The sequence below is a fragment of the Mycobacterium paraense genome, assembly GCF_002101815.1.
GTDB classification, from domain to species: Bacteria; Actinomycetota; Actinomycetes; order Mycobacteriales; family Mycobacteriaceae; genus Mycobacterium; species Mycobacterium paraense.
The window spans coordinates 1-18241 of record NZ_LQPM01000050.1 but is presented as its reverse complement, the minus strand read 5'-3'; the positions used below and the strand labels follow the sequence as shown (position 1 = coordinate 18241).

Sequence of the window (18241 nt, the reverse complement as noted above, 5' to 3'; positions counted from 1 at the left end):
CTGCTCGCCGGTCACGGGTTTCTCCCGCCGACCCGAGCCCGCCGCGCGATGTCCAGCGCCGCCTGGGCCACCTGACGCGCCGCGTCCGGGTGGCCTACCCGGGCGGCGGCGGCCGTCATCGCCGCCAGCCGCGGCGGATCGGTGAGCAGGCCGGCCACCTCGCGGGCGACCAGGGCCGGGGTCAGGGCCGCGTCGGAGACGATCATGCCGCCGCCGGCGTTGACAACCGGCAACGCGTTGAGCCGCTGCTCGCCGTTGCCGATCGGCAGCGGCACGTAGATCGCCGGCAGGCCGACGGCCGAGACCTCGGCGACCGTCATCGCCCCGGACCGGCAGATCGCCAGGTCGGCGGCGGCGTAGGCCAGGTCCATCCGGTCCAGGTAGGGCACCGCCACGTAGGGCGGGTCGCCGGGGCCGGGCTCGCGCAGGTCGAGGGTGTTCTTGGGTCCGTGCGCGTGCAGCACGCTCACACCCGCGGCGGCCAGGTCGGCGGCCGCCCCGGAGACGGCCCGGTTGAGCGAGACGGCGCCCTGCGAGCCGCCGAAGACCAGCAGCACCCGCGCGTCATCGGCGAAACCGAAGTGCCGGCGCGCCTCGGCGCGCAAGGCCGCGCGGTCGAGCGCGGTGAGCGTCGCCCGGATCGGCACGCCGACCACCTCGGCGCGCCGCAGGCCGCAATCCGGCACCGCCGAGAGCACCCGGTCGGCGCTGCGGGCGCCGACGCGGTTGGCCAGCCCGGCGCGGGCGTTGGCCTCGTGGATCAACACCGGCACGCGGCGCCTGCGGCCGAGCCCGCCGCGCGCGGCCAGGTACGCCGGCACGGCCACGTAGCCCCCGAAACCGATCACCACGTCGGCGTCGACGGCGTCGAGCACCGCGCGGGTCTCCCGGACCGCGCGCCACACCCTCGGTGGCAGCCGCGCTAGGTCACCGCTGGGCTTGCGGGGCAGCGGCACCGGCGTGATCAGCTCGAGGTGATAACCGCGCTCGGGCACCAGCCGGGTCTCCAGCCCGCGCCGGGTGCCCAGCGCGGTGATGCGGACCTGGGGATCCAGCGCGCTGAGCGCGTCGGCGACGGCCATCGCGGGCTCGACGTGGCCGGCCGTGCCGCCGCCCGCCAGCACGACCGACACCGCCGAATCAACCGATGACGCCGCATTGACCGATGATGCGGCACCGGCGGGCGAGGGGTTTCCCCCCAGCCCGCCGGCCGGCTGTCTGACCGTGCCGTTCACCCGTAACGCTGACCTTCCAATGCGCGTGCTCGCCGTGTCGGACGCTGAGCGGCGTACCGCTGGCTTGATCCATGATGCCCTCCCCGCACCCGCGCGGCGCCGCCAGACTGGCGCGTCGGCCGGGCGGCCGTTCGGCCGGACGCCTTGCGCAGCGGCTTGTCGGTGGCCCGCGGCGCCTTGCGGGCGGGCGCCTTGGGGGCCCGCCGGGGCGGCGGCGCGCCGTCTCGCTTGCGGTCGCGGAAGGTCTCGATGCGGCTCGGCACGTACGGCCGGGGCAGCGGCAGGCGCAGCAGCTGGTTGACCTTGTCGTCGCGGCCGGCCCGCAGCGCGGCCACCGCCTCCGGTTCGTGGCGCGCCGCGTTGGCCATGATGCCGATCATGAATAGCGTTGCGGCCGTTGATGTTCCACCCGCGGAGATGAGTGGCAGCTGCAGGCCGGTGACCGGCAGCACGCCGATGACGTAGCCGATGTTGATGAACGCCTGACCGAGGATCCACATCGTCGTGGTGGCGGTGACCAGCCGCAGGAACGGGTCGGCGGACCGGCGCGCGATCCGCATCCCGGTGTAGGCGAACAGGCCGAAGAGGGCCAGCAGGCCGAACGCGCCGATGAAGCCCAGCTCCTCGCCGATGATGGCGAAGATGAAGTCGTTGTGGGCGTTGGGCAGGTAGTTCCACTTGGCGACGCCCTGGCCGAGGCCGTCGCCGAAGATGCCGCCGTGGGCCAGCGCAAACTTGGCCTGCCGGGCCTGGTAGCCGGTGTCCTGCGGGTCGTTCTCGGGGTTGATCCAGGACCGCACCCGGTCCGAGCGGTAGCCGGCCGACATCGCCAGGACGGCGCCGGCCATGAACACGGCCAGCAGCGACGTGACGAACACGCGCAGCGGCAGCCCGGCGTACCAGAGCAGGGCCAGCAGGATGATGCCCAGCGACACCGTCTGGCCGAGGTCGGGCTGGGCGACGATCAGCGCCAGCGCGATGACCGCGGCCGGGACCAGCGGGATCAGCATCTCCCGCAGCGACGCCCGCTCCATGCGCCGGGCCGCCAGCAGGTGCGCGCCCCAGATGGCGAACGCGATCTTGGCCAGCTCGGAGGGCTGCATCGAGAAGCCCGCGATCACGAACCACTTCCGCGAACCGTTGGCCAGGTTGCCGATCCCGGGAACCAGCACGAGCACCAGCAGGATGATCGTGATGAGGTAGCCGGTGAAGGCCACGCGCCGAATGAACTGCACCGACACGCGCATCGCGACGTAGGCCGCGATCAGCCCGATGACCGTCCACAGGACCTGCTTGGCGAAGATCACCCAGGCCGACCCGTCGGCGCCGTAGGAGCGCACCCCCGACGCGGACAGCACCATGATCAGCCCGAGCGTCGTCAGCAGCCCGGTGACCGCGATGATCAGGTGAAACGACGTCATGGGCCGGCCCAGCCACGCGCCGAACCGGCTGCGCAGGCCGCCCGGCATCGCGACCAGCCTGGCCCTGGCCCCCACGTGGGCCTTGGCGGCCTCGGGCTCGGCGGCCTCGATGACGTCCGTCGGGGCCTCCTCGGCGTCCGAGGCGTCGGCGGCGTCGGATGGCGCGCCCGGCTCGGGCGCGTCGCCCTTGACTGTCTTGCCCCGGCGCAGCCGCCGGGTCAGCGGGTTAGCCACGCCCACCTACCGGGTCGCCGCGCGCACGGCGGCGGCGAACGCGTCGCCCCGGGCGGCGTAGCCTGCGAACTGGTCGAACGACGCGCCGGCCGGCGCCAGCAGCACCGTGTCGCCGGGACGGGCCAGCTCCCGGGCGGCGGCCACGGCCGCGGTCATGACGCGAGCGCCGAGGTCCCCGCCCGAAGGTCTCACTTCTGTCACATCTGTATCAGGAACCACAGCAGTCGCATTCATATCAGCATCCTCGCCTGTCACAACCTGGACGACGGGGACATCCGGCGCGTGTCGCGATAACGCCTCTGCAACCTGCCCGCGATCTCGGCCGATGAGCACCGCGCCGACCAGCCGCGATGCGACCCTGGCGACCTCGGCGTCGACGGACGCGCCCTTCAGCAAACCGCCCGCCACCCACACCACCCGGGGATAGGCCAGCAGCGACGCCTCGGCGGCGTGCGGGTTGGTGGCCTTGGAGTCGTCGACGTAGGTGATGCCGTCGGCGATGGCGACGACCTCGGCCCGGTGCCGGCCCACCCGGAACGACGCGATGGCGGCGGCGATCCCCTCCGCGCTCACCCCGACGCTGCGGGCCAGGGCCGCCGCGGCCAGGGCGTCGAGCACGCCGACCGGTCCCGGCACCGGTATCGAGTCGGCCGCCAGCAGCGCCAGGTCGTCGGCGAAGGCGCGGTCGACGAGCTGGCCGTCGCGCACGCCGAGCTCCCCCGCGGCGGGCTCGCCGAGCCGGAAACCGGCGCGCACCGGCGCGGCGGCGGTGCCCAGCAGCGCGGCGGCGCGGGCGTCGTCCAGCCCGACCACGGCCACCCGGCCGTTCAGGACCCGGGCCTTCGCCGCGGTGTAGTCGGCCATCGTGGAGTGCCAGTCGAGGTGGTCCTCGGCGATGTTCAGGACCACGCCGGCCTCGGGCCGCAGCGAGGGCGCCCAGTGCAGCTGGAAGCTGGACAGCTCGACGGCCAGCAGGTCGGCGGGCCGGTCGAGTACGTCCAGGACCGGATCGCCGATGTTGCCGCACAGCACGCTGCTTCTGCCCCCGGCGACCAGCATGGCGTGCAGCATCGACGTCGTCGTGGTCTTGCCGTTCGTCCCGGTCACCACCAGCCAGCGGCGGGGCGGCCCGTAGTGGCCCGCGGCGTCCAGCCGCCAGGCCAATTCGACGTCGCCCCAGATGGGCACGCCCGCGGCCGCCGCGGCGGCCAGCAGCGGCGTGGCCGGGGAGAAGCCGGGGCTGGTCACGACCAGGGCGTAGTCGGCCACCCGGTCGATGGCGCTCGACGTCGACGCGGTCGCCGCGCCGTCCTCGGCGTAGCGGCGCAGCGTGACCGGGTCGTCGTCGCACAGGGTCGGTGTGGCGCCGAACCGGGTCAGGGCGGACAGCACCGCCCTGCCGGTGACGCCGCCGCCGGCCACCAGCACGGGCGCGCCCGGTCTCAGCGGGTCAAGACCGCTCATCACGCACCGATCGTGGCCAGCCACTCACCGTAGAAGAGGGCCACGCCCAGGCCGCAGGCGATCGCGGTGAGCAGCCAGAAGCGGATGATCACCGTCGTCTCGGCCCAGCCGGCCAACTCGAAGTGGTGGTGGAAGGGCGCCATCCGGAACACCCGGCGCCCGGTGGTGCGGAACGCGAGGATCTGCAGCACCACCGAGGTGACCTCCGCGACGAACAGCGAGCCCAGCACGACGGCGAGGATCTCGGTGCGGCTGGTGACCGACAGGCCGGCGATGATCCCGCCCAGCGCCAGCGAGCCGGTGTCGCCCATGAAGATCTTGGCCGGGGCGGCGTTCCACCACAGAAAGCCGATGCAGGCGCCGGCGGTGGCGGCCGCGATGAGCGCCAGGTCCAGCGGATCGCGCACGTTGTAGCAGCCCAGTCCCGGCGCGGTGACGCACGCGTTGCGGTACTGCCAGAAGGTGATCAGCACGTACGCGGCGGTGACCATCGCCATGCAGCCCGCGGCCAGCCCGTCCAGGCCGTCGGTGAAGTTGACCGCGTTGGACCAGGCGCTGACGATGACCACGCAGAACAACACGAACAGCCCCGGAGCCAGTGTGACGGTGGCGATTTCGCGCACGTAGGACAAATTCGCGCTGGCCGGGGTCAGCCCGTTGGCGTTGCGGAACTGCAGGACCAGCACCCCGAACAGCACCGCGGCGACGATCTGGCCGACCGTCTTGGCCGTCTTGTTGAGCCCGAGGTTGCGCGACCGGCGGATCTTGATCAGGTCGTCGAGGAACCCGACGCCGCCCAGCACGGTGGCCAGGCCCAGCACCAGCAGACCCGACGCCGAGATGCCCTCGCCGTCGAACGCCAGCCCCGCCAGGTGCGTGCCCAGGTAGCCCGCCCAGATGCCGGCCAGGATCGCCACCCCGCCCATCGACGGCGTGCCGCGCTTGGCGTGGTGGGTCGGCGGCCCGTCCTCGCGGATCTGGTGGCCGAACCCCTGCCTGGTGAACAGCCGGATCAGCGCCGGCGTCAGCAGGATCGAGACGGTCAGCGCGATGGCGACCGCGATGAGGATCTGTCTCACGCGCGGGCCCCGCCGTCGTCGGAGGCCAGCGCCTCGGCCAGCACGCCCAACCCCGCCGCGTTGGACGCCTTGACCAGGACCACGTCGCCGGGTTGCAGCTCGGCCCGCAACACTTCCAGGGCGGCGTCGGCGTCGGGGACGCTGACCGACTCCGTGCCCCAGGAACCCTCCATGACCGCCCCGTCGTGCATGGCGCTCATCGACCTCCCGGTTCCCACGACAACGAGTCGAGACACATCTAAGCGCACCGCCAGGCGGCCGATGCGATCGTGCTCGGTTATCGCGTCCTCGCCGAGCTCGGCCATCTCGCCCAGCACCGCCCAGCTCCTGCGCTTTTCTGCCGGGGCGCGCTGCCCTTGTTGAGGGCCGTGGGCGATCCAGGCGAGCGCCTGCAGCCCGGCCCGCATCGAGTCGGGGTTGGCGTTGTACGCGTCGTCGATCACCGTGACGCCGTCGGCGCGGGTGGTGACCTGCATGCGGTGCCGCGACACCGGCCCGGCCCCGGCGAGCGCGTCGGCCACCTGCTCGAGGCTCGCGCCGCACTGCAGCGCGACCGCGCCCGCGCACAGCGCGTTGGTGACCTGGTGGTCGCCGAACACACCGAGCCGCACGTCGACTGCGCTGTCCATCGCGTGCAGGGTAAAGCGCGGCCTGGCCAATTCGTCGAGCGACACTCCCTCGGCCCACACGTCGCTGGGCCCGTGGTCGGTGTGGGCGGCGCGGCTGACCCTGACCACCCGGGCCGCGGTGACCTCGGCCATCGCGGCGACGACCGGGTCGTCGGCGTTGAGGATGACGACGCCGGACGGCGGAACGGCTTGCGGCAGTTCGGCTTTCGTGCGCGCGATGGCCTCCCGGGAGCCGAACTCGCCGAGATGGGCGGTGCCGACGTTGAGGACCACCCCGATCGACGGCGGGGCGATGTCGGCCAGCGCGGCGATGTTGCCGGGATGCCGCGCCGACATCTCGAGCACCAGGAAGTCGGTGCTTCGGGTCGCGCGCAACACCGTCCAGGGGTGGCCCAGCTCGTTGTTGAACGACCCGGGCGGGGCGATCACCTCGCCCAGCGGCTCGAGCACGGCGGCCACCAGGTCCTTGGTCGACGTCTTTCCCGACGAGCCGGTGATCCCGATGATCCTCAGGCCGCCCGCGGCCAGCTCGTCCGCCACGGCCCTGGCCAGCTTGGCCAGCGCGGCCAGCACCGCCGCCCCGGAGCCGTCGGCGTCGTGCTCGAGCACCCCGGCCAGCCCGCCGCCGGTCGCCCGGGGCCGGGGTTCGACCACGATCGCGGGCACCCCGACCGGCCGGGCCGCCACCACGGCGACCGCGCCGGCCGCCACCGCCGAGGCCGCGTGGTCGTGCCCGTCGGAGCGCGCGCCGGGCAGCGCCAGGAACAGGCCGCCCGGACCGATTTTGCGCGAGTCGAATTCGACGGTCCCGGTGACGTGCAGGTCCGCGGCGGCCTCCGGCGAGATGTCGGCCAGTGTGCCGCCGACGATTTCGGCGATCTGGGCGACGGTCAGGTCGATCACCGGCGGGCCTCCAGCGCGCGGGCCAGCTCCACCCGGTCGTCGAACGGTCGGACCACCCCGCCGGCGCTTTGCCCGGTTTCATGGCCCTTGCCGGCGATCACCACCACGTCCCCGGGGCCGGCCCAGGCGACCGCCCGCCTGATGGCTTCGCGACGGTCGCCGATCTCGACCACCTGCGCCGTGCCGGCGCCTGCGGCCGCCCCGGCCAGGATCTCGCGGCGGATCGCCGCCGGATCCTCGCTGCGGGGGTTGTCGTCGGTGACGACGACCAAATCGGCGAGCTCCGTGGCGATTTCGCCCATCGGGGCCCGCTTGCCGGGATCGCGGTCGCCACCGGCGCCGAACACCACCGCCAGCCGGCTGCCCGGGCGGCGCAGGGTGGTCAGGACCGCGCGCAGCGCCTCGGGCTTGTGGGCGTAGTCGACCAGCGCCAGGAATTCCTGGCCGCGGTCGATCTGCTCGAGTCGTCCGGGGACGCGGGTCTGCAGCAAGCCCGGCGCGGCCTGCTCCGGGGACACCCCCACCGCGTCCAGAATCGCCAGCGCCACAAGGGCATTGGCGACGTTGTAGTGGCCGGGCAGCCGGATGCCGACACGATGGTGCACGCCCGCGGGGTCCACCGCGGTGAACTCCAATCCCCCGGCGCCCATCGGCGCCACGTCCACGGCGCGCCAGTCGGCGGGCCGGCCGGCGGCGCTGACGGTGACGGCTTTGCCGGCCCGTGCGGCCATCGCGCGCCCCGCGTCGTCGTCGACGCACACGATGGCGCGCCGCGCACGCAGCGGCGAGTCGGGGTCGAACAGCAGCGCCTTGGCCTCGAAGTAGTCGGCCATGGTGGGGTGGAAGTCGAGGTGGTCGCGGGACAGGTTGGTGAACGCTCCCACCGCGAACCCGGTGCCGTCCACCCGGCCCAGGGCCAGCGCGTGGCTGGACACCTCCATGACCACCGTGTCCACCCCCCGTTCGGCCATCGCCGCCAGCATCGCCTGCAGGGTGGGCGCCTCCGGGGTGGTGAGCGCGCTGGGGATGTCGGCGCCGTCGACGCGGATGCCGATGGTTCCGATCAGCCCGGCCGTCCGGCCGCCGGCGCGCAGCCCCGACTCCACCAGGTAGGTCGTGGTCGTCTTGCCCGACGTTCCGGTGATCCCGATGATGGTGACCTTCTCCGACGGGTTGCCGTACACGGTGGCGGCCAGGCCGCCGAGCACGCCGCGCGGGCCGGGGTGCAGCAGCGTCGGCACGGCTTGCGTGCGGTCACCCATCTCGGCGACCCCGGCGGCGTCGGTGAGCACCGCGACGGCACCGCGCTCGATCGCGTCAGCGGCGAATCGGGCGCCGTGCGTCGTCGAACCGGGCAGGGCGGCGTACAGGTCGCCCGGCAGGACCTCCTGCGCGCGCAGCGTCACGCCGGTGACCGGCACGTCGGGGACGGCCAGGCCGTCGGCCATCACCGCTCCGACCTGGGCGGCCAACTCGGGCAACCGGGCGCCGGCGCCGGCGCTGGGGCGCAAACCAGTGGGCACCGACACCACAGTCGCACCTCCCTCCGACGTCACCCCTGTCGCACGATCAGCCCTGACACCCTACCGAGAGGGGCACTACGCCGAGATCGACGCTAACGCGAAGTTGTGCGAGTAGACCGCTCGCTGACGTCGATCTGGGCGATAGCGGGCGGTGCTGCTAAGTGGCCTGCAGGGTGAGCGGCGGTCCCGGATCCGGTGACAGCGGCACGTTCTCCCGCTGCATCAGCCAGCCGGCGATGTTGTGGAACAGCGGGGCCGCCGAATGCCCGGGCGAGCCGTCGGCGTTGCGCTGCGGGTTGTCCATCATGATGCCGATCACGTAGCGGGGATTGTCGACGGTGGCCATGCCGGCGAAGGTGATCCAGTAGACGTCGTCGAAGTAGCAGCCGCAGCCGGGGTTGATCTGCTGGGCCGTGCCCGTCTTGCCGGCCATCTGGTAACCCGGCACCGCGGCCGCCGACCCGGTGCCCTGCTGGTAGCCCATCGGATCCTTTTGCACGACGGCGCGCAGCATGCCGCGCACGGTCTGGGCGGTCTGCGGCGAGACCACCCGGACACCTTCGGGGTGCGGCTCCTCGGTCCGGGTGCCGTCGGGGGCGATGGTGGCCTTGATGATCCGCGGCGGCACCCGCAGGCCGTCATTGGCGATGGTCTGGTACATGTCGGTCATCTGCAGCAGCGTCATCGAAAGGCCTTGGCCGATGGGCAGGTTGGAGAACGTGCTGCCCGACCATTGGTCGATGGGCGGGACCAGCCCGGCGCTCTCGCCGGGCAGCCCGACGTTGGTGCGCTGGCCCAGCCCGAACTTGCGGACCATGTCATAGAAGCGCTCGGGGCCGACGCGCTGCGCCAGCATCAGGGTGCCGACGTTCGACGACTTCCCGAACACGCCGGTGGTCGTATAGGGCATCACGCCGTGCTCCCAGGCGTCGTGAATGTTGACGCCGCCCATGTTGATCGAGCCCGGCACCTGCAGCACCTCGTCGGGGTTGCTCAGCCCGTATTCGATGACCGAGGACGCGGTGATCACCTTGTTCACCGATCCGGGCTCGAAGGGCGAGGACACGGCCAGGTTGCCCAGCTGCCGGTCGCCCTGACGCCCGATGTCCTGGGACGGGTCGAAGGTGTTGTCGTTGGCCATGGCCAGCACCTCGCCGGTCTTGGAGTCGAGCACCACGGCCGAAACGTTATGCGCCCCAGACAGATTCTTGGCCTGCTGCACCTGCTGCTGCACGTAGAACTGGATGTCGTCGTCGAGGGTCAGCTGGACCGTCGACCCGTTGACCGCCCGGTGCCGGTTGCGGTAGCTGCCCGGGATGACGACGCCGTCGGACCCGCGGTCGTAGGTGACCGAGCCGTCGGTCCCCGACAGCACGGAGTCCAGGGAGTCCTCCAGCCCCAGCAGCCCGTGGCCGTCCCAGTCGATGCCGCCGACGATGTTGGCCGCCAGCGATCCGCCCGGATACTGGCGCAGATCCTGCCGCTCGGAGCCGACCTCGGGGAACTTCTCGGAGATGGCGCTCGCCACGGCCGGGTCGACGGCGCGCGCCAGGTAGACGAAGTTGTCGTTGCCCTGCAGCTTCTTCAGCACGGTCTGGTAGTCCGGCTTGTTGTTGAGCCGGGTGGAGACCTCCTTGGCGATGTCGCGCAGCCGCTCCTGCGGGTCGGGGGCGGCCGGGTTCTTCCGCTTCGCCTCGTCGAGCTGCTGGCGAATCCGCTTGGGCTGGAACGTCAATGCGCGCGACTCGATGGTGAAGGCCAGCTGTTGGTTGTTGCGGTCGACGATGCTGCCGCGCACCGCCTTCTCGACGTCGGTGACCTTGAGCTGGCCGGCCGCCTGGGCCCGCAGCTTGGGGGCGTCCTTGACCTGCAGCATGAACAGCTGAACGCCCGCCACCAGCATCAGCACCAGGATGACCGCGTTGCCGGCGCGGTGCCGGAAGACGAACGACGCGCCGCGCGACCCCACTTCCACGATCTGGCGGGTGCGCCGCTGCCGCGCCGAGTGGCCGGCGCCCACCGCGTCCGGGCGGTTCTGCTTGGCCTCCTTGGCTTTCCGGAACCCCTTCGGCGCGCGCGCGTCCGGCTGGGCCTGCTTGGGCTTACGGGGCCGCTTCGGTTGCCGGACGCCCTTGGGCTCCTGCGGCTTGCGGGGCCCGCGGCTCGGCCGCGCGGACTGCGACCGGCTCACCGCGCGGCGCCCGGCGTCGCGGCGGTCAGGGGGCCGAACTGTCCGCCGTTGGCGGGCACACCGGGCTGCGCCGGGACGCCGGGGACGATCGGGGCCACCACCTGGGGTGCGGCCGGTGCGATCCCCGGCCGCACCGGGACCGGCACCTCCGCGGGTAGCTGCGCGGGCGCCGGGGCGGGTGCAACGGGCAAGCCGCCCAACGGGATCGGCACCTCGGCGGGTCCGGGAGCGGTCGCCGGCGCCGCCGGGCCGGGCAACCCCGGCAGCGGCACGACGCCCTGGAACTGCCCGGTGGCCGGGCCGCCGGGCATCCCCGGCAGCGGCGCGGTCGGCAGTGCGGGCAGGTGTTGGCCGCCCACCGTCGAGGATCCGTCCGGGGCGCGCAGCAGCGCCTCCGGACCCTGCCTGCCCGGCACGGGCGGGCCCCCGGGCGCGGGCTGCACCCGGATCGGGACCTCCGGAGGGAGCGCCGGCGGTGGCGGGGGCGGCGGTGGCGCGTCGGAGAGCTTGGTGTTCAGCGGGGGCGGCGGGACCCCGTCGGCCGGCTTCGGGGTGCCCACCACCACCCAGTTACCCGAGGGGTCTTGGACCAGGTGCGCGGTGTCCCTGGTCGGGATCATGCCCTGCTTGCGGGCCGCCTCGGCCAGCGCCGGCGCCGATTCCGCCTGGCGCACATCGCGTTCCAGCGCCTCCTTCTGCTCTTGCAGCATCCGGTTCTTCTCGCGGGCGTGGCTCAGCTGGTAGGAACGCTCGGCGGACGCGGTGGACAACCACAGCGTCAGGCCCAGGCCCAGGCCGAGCGCGCCGATGATCAAGACGACAAACGGGACCTTGGCGGCCAGCGTGCGCGGCCGCAGGTCGATCGACGACAGCCGATAGGCCAGCCGCTCCGACAGCCGAGGCCGGACGACCTTGGGCGCCTTGGCCTTCCGCGCCTTGGCCCGGGCCTTGGCCTGGCTGGTGCTCTTGGGGCGGCCCGACCGCTCCGCCGGCCGGGCGATCGGGCTGGTTTGCGGCCCCGACTTGTGCGCGCCGGCCTCGCGGGTGTTCGCCGAGGCCGGCCGGGTGCGCCGCGGCGACACCGAGTCGGCGGTGGCGCGCCTGCCCTTGCGGGCCGAACCGTCGCGTCCGCCGCGGCGGTCACCGCCGCCACGGCGCTTCGGCGCCTCGCGCTTTACCTTCATGAGTCGCCTTTCCCACTCGCCTGCTGTGACTGCACCCGCTGCTCCAGCCGTTGCAAGGCCCGTAATCGCACGGCGGCGCTGCGCGGGTTGCGTTCGATCTCGGCCGCGTCCGCGCGTTCGGCGCCGCGCGTCAACGACCGGAATTGCGGCTCGTGGCCGGGAAGTTCGAACGGAAGGTCCACCGGCGTCCGCGAGGCGACCGCGTCCGCGAACACGCGTTTGACGATCCGGTCTTCCAGCGATTGGTAGGCCAGCACCGCGATGCGTCCGCCCTCCCGCAGCGCGTCCATGGCGGCGGGCAGGGCGTCGCGCAGCGAGGTCAGCTCGTCGTTCACGGCGATCCGCAGCGCCTGGAAGGTGCGCTTGGCCGGATGCCCGCCGGTGCGGCGGGCGGGCGCCGGAATCGCTTGGTAGAGCAGGGCTACCAGCTCGGCGGTCGAGGTGAACGGCGTGCGGGCGCGCTGGCGGACGATCTGCGCGGCGATCCGGCGCGCGAAGCGCTCCTCGCCGTAGCGGTGCAGAATGTCGGCCAGCGCCGCCTCGTCGTAGGTGTTGACGATGTCGGCCGCGCTCAGCGGCGACGACGGGTCCATCCGCATGTCCAGCGGCGCGTCCTGGGCGTACGCGAAGCCGCGCTCGGCGCGGTCGAGCTGCATGGACGAGACGCCGAGGTCGAAGAGGACGCCGTCGACCGATTCGGCTGCGGCATAGCCGGATTCGGTCAGGGCCCCGGGCAGGCCGTCATACCGGGTGTGCACCAGCGTGACCCGGTCGCCGAACGGGGCCAGCCGCTGCCGGGCGATGTCCAGGGCACTGGGGTCGCGGTCGAGTCCGATGAGCCGCAGGCCGGGCAAGTCGGTGAGGAAGCGCTCCGCGTGCCCACCCGCGCCCAGGGTGGCGTCGACGAGGATCGCCCCCGAGCCGTCCGGGTGGTGGCGCGTCAGGGCGGGGGTAAGCAGCTCGACGCAGCGCTGCAGCAGGACCGGCACGTGGCCGAAATCGTCCGAAACATCTGCCACCGCAACGCCTCCCCGGACCTGGCGGGCCGCCCTCGCGCCTCTGTCGGCCCGAAGGGCCGCCCTCGCACCTCTGTCGGCCCGAAGGGCCGCCCTTGCACCCGGGTCCCTGTCCGAAGGCGCGAACCTGGCGTTGGGGAAGTACGCCAGGGTCGGTTCGGGCAGAGGCCACGATGCACGGGCACGCGCCTCAGATAATGTCGCCGAGTGCTTCATCGCTGGCCGCGGAGAAGTTCTCTTCGTGGGTCTGCTGGTAGTCGTGCCAGGCTTGCGCATCCCAGATCTCGAGGTAATCGACCGCTCCGATCACCACGCAGTCCTTGGACAGGTTCGCGTACCGCCGGTGGTCGGCGGACAACGTGATCCGCCCCTGCGCGTCGGGATGCTGCTCGTCGGTGCCGGCGGCGAGGTTGCGCAGGAACGCTCGCGCCTCGGGGTTGCTGCGCGACGTCTTGCTCGCCCGCCGCGCCAGCTGCTCGAATTCGGCCCGCGGGTAGACGGCGAGGCTGTGGTCTTGGCTCTTGGTGACCATCAACCCCCCTGCCAACGAGTCGCGGAACTTGGCGGGCAACGTCAGCCGCCCCTTGTCGTCGAGTTTGGGCGTGTAGGTGCCGAGAAACACCAGCTCACCTCCCACACCGGTCACCCAAACACTTCAGCCACCATACCCCACAGTCCCCCACTTTGCCCCATTGTTGGGGTGTCGTCGCGGACTTTTCGCGGTTATCCGCCACCACCGGTCGCGATCCGGCCACCCGATGGCCGGTGCGGGCAGGCCATTGCCCGGCGCCGATGGGCGAAAACCACACGTCAGAGGCGTGAAACGGCCGAGTGGGGCGCGGTGGGGCTTGTCGTGGGGCCCGGTGGGGCGTCGTCCACCCACTCACGACTCGATTAGGGATCGATTGGGAATCAGCCGGGACTCGGCGACCGTGCGCTCAGCCCGGCCGCAACCCGAGCGTGCAACCATGGCACGCCGAAACTGCGCCCAGATCGCGGAAACGACGCGAATCCGCGCGCTCACCACAGTCTCGGAAACGAAAAACGGGGCAGCCGCGACGGCTACCCCGGTGTCGTGTGCGGATCGCTACTCGTCGAAGCGCCGGCGGAACCGGTCCTCCATGCGGCTGGTGAACGAGCCGCCGCCCTTGTTGCGACGCTGACGCGCCGACCCGGGCGCCGATCCGGAGCGGTCCGGCCTGCCGGCCAGCCGCGGACCGGTGATCGCGTAGACCACGCCGCCGAACATCACGATGAACCCGAAAACGCTCAGGATCGGGAAACTTCCGATCATCGTGGCTTTGAACGCCACCCCGGAAACCAGCATCGCCAGGCCGATGACGAACAATGCCGCGCCCTGCAGGCGCCGCCGCGCGGTCGGCGCGCGGAACCCTCCGCCACGGACGCTCGACGCGAACTTGGGGTCCTCCGCGTAGAGTGCGCTCTCGATCTGATCGAGCATCCGCTGTTCATGATCGGAGAGTGGCATTCGTCCCTCCTTGCCGACAGTCTGGCACGTAACTATCGATAGCACGCGGATGCCCGTTGTAAAGGCAACTAACACAAATGATACGAGGTCAATCTGTGCTGTACCACCGGTTCGGCAGCGATTCTATCCCGGCCGCGCCGCGGCACCGGCGTGGCCCACAACGACGGTGGGCGCCAACCCGCTTGCCGCAGCGGCGGGTCCGCGGGCCCCTCGGGGCCGCTGCCGCGACCGCTCGGCGCGCGGAGTGCGACCGCGTCGGATAATGGCGACAGCGGCAGGGGGCCGGACCACTACCTGAAGCGACCGGATGAGGAGGGCACCGCGAGTTGGCGATATTCCTCATCGATTTGCCGCCGAACGATATGGAGCGCCGTCTCAGTGACGCCCTCAGGGTCTACGTCGAAGCGATGCGTTACCCGCGGGGCACCGAGAACCAGCGCGCCGCCATGTGGCTCGAGCACATCCGGCGACGCGGGTGGCAGGGCGTCGCCGCCGTGGAAGCCGAGGCACCCGAGGCACCCGGCGGGCCACCCCCGCCGGCCGCCGACCTGAGCAACGCCCCGCTGCTGGGCGTTGCCTACGGCTATCCCGGGGCGCCCGGGCAGTGGTGGCAGCAGCAGGTGGTCTTGGGTTTGCAACGCGGCGGCGCGCCGCCGGCCGAGATTTCCCGCCTGATGGACAGCTACTTCGAGTTGACCGAGCTGCACATTCACCCGCAGGCGCAGGGCCGCGGGATCGGCGAGGCGCTGGCCCGCCGGTTGCTGGCCGCCCGCCAGGAGAAGAACGTGCTGCTGTCCACCCCGGAGACCAACGGCGAACCCAACCGGGCGTGGCGGCTGTACCGGCGACTGGGCTTCACCGACATCATCCGCGGCTACCACTTCGCGGGGGACCCGCGCGCGTTCGCGATCCTCGGGCGCGCGCTGCCGCTGCAGTGACGCGGATCTGGCACGATGACCTCGTGCACGCCAGCCCTCCCCCGCTTCGAGCCCGCGGGTTCACGCCCCGGCGGCGCCGCCTGCTGGCCATCGCGATGCTGCTGCTCATCGTGCCCCTGGCGAGCGGCTGCCTGCGGGTCCGGGCCTCGCTCACCATCTCGCCCGACGATCTGGTGTCCGGCGAGGTCATCGCGGCGGCCAAGCCGAAGACCCCCAAGGACACCGGTCCCCAGCTGGACACCAACAACCTGCCGTTCGGCCAGAAGGTGGCGGTGTCGAACTACGACAGCGACGGCTACGTGGGCTCGCAGGCGGTGTTCTCCGACCTGACCTTCGCCGAGTTGCCGCAGCTGGCGAACATGAACTCCGACGCCCAGGGCGTGAACCTGTCGCTGCGCCGCAACGGCAACCTGGTGATCCTGGAGGGCCGCGCGGACCTGACGTCGGTGACCGACAACGAAGCCGACGTCGAGCTGACCGTCGCCTTCCCCGGCGTGGTGACCTCCACCAACGGCGACCGCGTCGAGCCGGACGTGGTGTCGTGGAAGCTCAAGCCGGGCGTGGTGACGGCCATGACGGCCAACGCCCGCTACACCGACCCCAACACCCGCAACTTCACCGGCGCGGGCGTGTGGCTGGGCATCGCGTCCTTCGCCGCGGCCGGCGTGGTGGCGCTGCTGGCCTGGATGAGCCGCGACCGCTCGCCGCGGTTCACCGCGCCGCGCGACCATCCGCCCAGCTAGGGCGACCGGCCCCCAGCTAGGGCGACCAGTAGGCCAGCATCTCCGCGAACGTCTGGAACGCGGGCGCGGAAACCCCGTAGGTCGCCTCGAAATGGATGCTCAACGGGAAGCCGAGCTCGGCGACGCCGTCGATCACCCGTTTGTACAGGTCGACCATGAGCTGGCGCTTCTTGTCCGGTTCGCTGGCCGCCAGCCTCTTGACGAACTCCTGCTCGCCGGCCACCGCGGCGTTGCCCGGGTCCTGGATCAGCCAGTTGATCAGGCCGACGCGGCTCTCGACCTTCGGCACGAAGCCGAACGACAGCAGGATCTCGGGGCGGTGGTCGGTGTTCTTGGCGAAGTCGGTCAAAAAGCCCACGATCGCGTCGGAATACAGCAGCTGCGTCATCCCGTACGTCGCGCCCTGGTTGCATTTGAAGTTCAGCCGGCCCTGTTCGCCCTCGCGGGTGGGGATCACGATCACGCCGCGGTTGCTCACCAGCTCGCGATAGATCGACAAGGCGTCGGTCGGCGCCACGCCGGAGCCCTCACCGTCGTTCATCGTGCGCGGCACACCGACGAAGACGACGCCTTCCATGCCGGCGTCGCACAGGTCGGTGAGCCGCTGGCGCAGCGACGCCTCATCCATGAACGCGGTGACCTGCGTGCACAGCCCGTGGAACCCGGGCAGTTCCGGCTTGATGATCGACCAGAAGTCCAGCACGTCCAGCTTCGCCTTCATCGGGACGGGACGGTCGTCGTCCTCGGCGATCATGCCCGGGATCATCACGTGCCGGATCCGGCCCTCGAGGCCGAATTCGGCCGAGTACCGCACCACTTTCGTCGCGTCCTCGAGCGCCCGCTCCTTGCCGTCTTCGACGTTGGGGGGCACCAACTCGAGCGCGATGGTGTTGAGGCTCACGCGGCTCCTCTCCTTGCCGGGCCGGGCCGCGCTGCGCGCCGCAGCGCCCGGACACCCTCGCCAGCATAGGGGCGGGATAGTGAGGCAGTCGAAGCAACTGGGGGCGCGCAAGCCACATAAACTGTCGGCCCTAGAGACATGCCGAGCAGAAAGGGGCGCCGCGCTGAGCCCAAAAGCCGCACCCGCGGCGGCAACCGCCGAGTTGACCGGCGCCATCACCGAGCAGCTTCGGCGGTACCTGCACGACCGGCGCGCCCAGAGCGCCTACATCAGCTCTGAAGGCGCCGACTTCGACGCCCTGATCGCGGCGCTGGAAGATTTCGTGCTGGGCGGCGGCAAGCGGCTGCGCCCCGCCTTTGCCTACTGGGGTTGGCGGGCCGTCGCGAGCGGGGAGCCCGATTCCGAAGCGCTGCTGCTGTTTTCCTCGCTGGAGCTGCTGCACGCCTGCGCGCTGTTGCACGACGACGTGATCGACGACTCGTCCACCCGGCGCGGCAGGCCGACGACCCACGTCCGCTTCGCGGCGCTGCACCGCGACCGGGGCTGGCGTGGCTCGGCCGAGCGGTTCGGGGCGTCGGCGGCCATCCTGCTCGGCGACCTGGCGCTGGCCTGGGCCGACGACATCGTTTCGGGCATCGAGTTGGCGCCCGACGCCCGGCGGCGCGTGCGACGGGTGTGGGCCGACATCCGCACCGAGGTGCTGGGCGGGCAATACCTCGACATCGTCGCCGAGGCCAGCGCCGCCGAGTCGATCGCGTCGGCGATGAACGTCGACACCTACAAGACCGCCTGCTACACGGTGGCACGGCCGCTGCAGCTCGGCGCGGCCGCCGCCGCGGACCGACCCGAGGTGCAGGCCGCCTTCTTGGAGTTCGGCACGGACCTTGGCGTGGCGTTCCAGCTGCGCGACGACGTGCTGGGCGTGTTCGGGGACCCGGAGGTCACCGGCAAGCCGTCCGGTGACGACCTGAGGTCCGGCAAGCGAACCGTGTTGCTGGCCGAGGCGGTGCAGCTGGCGGGCGAGTCAGATCCCTTGGCGGCCAACCTGTTACGCACCTCGATCGGCGCCCGGTTGACCGACGCCCAGGTGGGCGAACTGCGCGAGGCGATCGAATCGGTGGGCGCGCTGGCCGCCGCCGAGCAGCGCATCGCCACGCTGACCGAACGGGCGCTGGCGACGCTCGAGGCCGCGCCCGTCAACGCGGCCGCCAAGGCGGCGCTGGCCGAGCTGGCCAGGATGGCCACGAACCGGTCCGCCTGAGCCGATGACCACCCCGTCGACCCCGACCCC

General features: G+C 72.0%; 14 protein-coding genes and 1 pseudogene. 3 read left to right on the top strand and 12 right to left on the bottom strand.

Annotated elements, in window-relative coordinates:
* Positions 1 to 11: 11 nt before the first annotated feature.
* The 11 genes and pseudogenes from murG to AWB89_RS25940 form a co-directional block, all read right to left on the bottom strand.
* Positions 12 to 1235, bottom strand: a complete 1224-nt coding sequence (murG, locus tag AWB89_RS25990) for an undecaprenyldiphospho-muramoylpentapeptide beta-N-acetylglucosaminyltransferase (protein WP_085101674.1) — start codon at positions 1233 to 1235, stop codon at positions 12 to 14.
* Positions 1232 to 2699, bottom strand: a pseudogene (gene ftsW / locus AWB89_RS25985) (putative lipid II flippase FtsW); the annotation flags it as partial. The pseudogene ftsW and the gene murG, both read right to left, overlap by 4 nt.
* A 197-nt stretch (positions 2700 to 2896) precedes the next feature.
* A complete protein-coding gene (gene murD, locus AWB89_RS25980; protein WP_085177590.1) occupies positions 2897 to 4354 on the bottom strand; it encodes a UDP-N-acetylmuramoyl-L-alanine--D-glutamate ligase in 1458 nt (485 codons plus the stop codon).
* A complete protein-coding gene (gene mraY, locus AWB89_RS25975) occupies positions 4354 to 5433 on the bottom strand; it encodes a phospho-N-acetylmuramoyl-pentapeptide-transferase (protein ID WP_085101678.1) in 1080 nt (359 codons plus the stop codon). Before mraY ends, murD begins: the two co-directional genes overlap by 1 nt.
* On the bottom strand, positions 5430 to 6965 hold the full coding sequence (locus tag AWB89_RS25970) for a UDP-N-acetylmuramoyl-tripeptide--D-alanyl-D-alanine ligase (RefSeq protein WP_085177588.1): 1536 nt from the start codon (positions 6963 to 6965) through the stop codon (positions 5430 to 5432). Before AWB89_RS25970 ends, mraY begins: the two co-directional genes overlap by 4 nt.
* Complete coding sequence (locus AWB89_RS25965; RefSeq protein WP_142282650.1) at positions 6962 to 8497, bottom strand: UDP-N-acetylmuramoyl-L-alanyl-D-glutamate--2,6-diaminopimelate ligase; 1536 nt, start codon at positions 8495 to 8497, stop codon at positions 6962 to 6964. Before AWB89_RS25965 ends, AWB89_RS25970 begins: the two co-directional genes overlap by 4 nt.
* 148 nt (positions 8498 to 8645) lie before the next feature.
* Positions 8646 to 10679 (bottom strand): peptidoglycan D,D-transpeptidase FtsI family protein, encoded by a 2034-nt coding sequence (locus tag AWB89_RS25960; protein ID WP_085177586.1) that lies wholly within the window; start codon positions 10677 to 10679, stop codon positions 8646 to 8648.
* Positions 10676 to 11863 carry a cell division protein FtsL gene (gene ftsL / locus AWB89_RS25955; RefSeq protein ID WP_085177584.1) on the bottom strand — a complete coding sequence of 396 codons (1188 nt, stop codon included), beginning with the start codon at positions 11861 to 11863 and terminating at the stop codon, positions 10676 to 10678. Before ftsL ends, AWB89_RS25960 begins: the two co-directional genes overlap by 4 nt.
* On the bottom strand, positions 11860 to 13095 hold the full coding sequence (rsmH, locus tag AWB89_RS25950) for a 16S rRNA (cytosine(1402)-N(4))-methyltransferase RsmH (RefSeq protein ID WP_142282649.1): 1236 nt from the start codon (positions 13093 to 13095) through the stop codon (positions 11860 to 11862). Before rsmH ends, ftsL begins: the two co-directional genes overlap by 4 nt.
* Positions 13070 to 13501: a division/cell wall cluster transcriptional repressor MraZ gene (gene mraZ / locus AWB89_RS25945; RefSeq protein WP_066913393.1), complete on the bottom strand. Its 432-nt coding sequence runs from the start codon at positions 13499 to 13501 to the stop codon at positions 13070 to 13072. The genes rsmH and mraZ overlap by 26 nt, the downstream gene beginning before the upstream one ends.
* A gap of 465 nt (positions 13502 to 13966) precedes the next feature.
* Positions 13967 to 14368 (bottom strand): DUF3040 domain-containing protein, encoded by a 402-nt coding sequence (locus AWB89_RS25940; RefSeq protein WP_067922035.1) that lies wholly within the window; start codon positions 14366 to 14368, stop codon positions 13967 to 13969.
* Positions 14369 to 14694: 326 nt separating this feature from the next.
* Here AWB89_RS25940 and AWB89_RS25935 point away from each other — a divergent pair, with 326 nt between their 5' ends.
* Both AWB89_RS25935 and lppM read left to right on the top strand, forming a co-directional pair.
* A complete protein-coding gene (locus AWB89_RS25935; protein WP_085177580.1) occupies positions 14695 to 15306 on the top strand; it encodes a GNAT family N-acetyltransferase in 612 nt (203 codons plus the stop codon).
* A 95-nt stretch (positions 15307 to 15401) separates the two neighbouring features.
* Complete coding sequence (gene lppM, locus AWB89_RS25930) at positions 15402 to 16049, top strand: lipoprotein LppM (RefSeq protein ID WP_085101725.1); 648 nt, start codon at positions 15402 to 15404, stop codon at positions 16047 to 16049.
* 16 nt (positions 16050 to 16065) lie between these two features.
* On the opposite strand, the gene AWB89_RS25925 is transcribed toward lppM, so the two are convergent.
* The gene (locus AWB89_RS25925) at positions 16066 to 16950 is read right to left on the bottom strand and encodes a mycobacterial-type methylenetetrahydrofolate reductase (RefSeq protein WP_085177578.1); all 885 of its coding nucleotides are present in this window, start codon (positions 16948 to 16950) and stop codon (positions 16066 to 16068) included.
* A 202-nt stretch (positions 16951 to 17152) separates the two neighbouring features.
* Between AWB89_RS25925 and idsA2 the strand changes: the two genes are divergently transcribed.
* The gene (gene idsA2 / locus AWB89_RS25920; RefSeq protein ID WP_085177576.1) at positions 17153 to 18211 is read left to right on the top strand and encodes a bifunctional (2E,6E)-farnesyl/geranyl diphosphate synthase; all 1059 of its coding nucleotides are present in this window, start codon (positions 17153 to 17155) and stop codon (positions 18209 to 18211) included.
* The last annotated feature ends 30 nt before the right edge of the window (positions 18212 to 18241 follow it).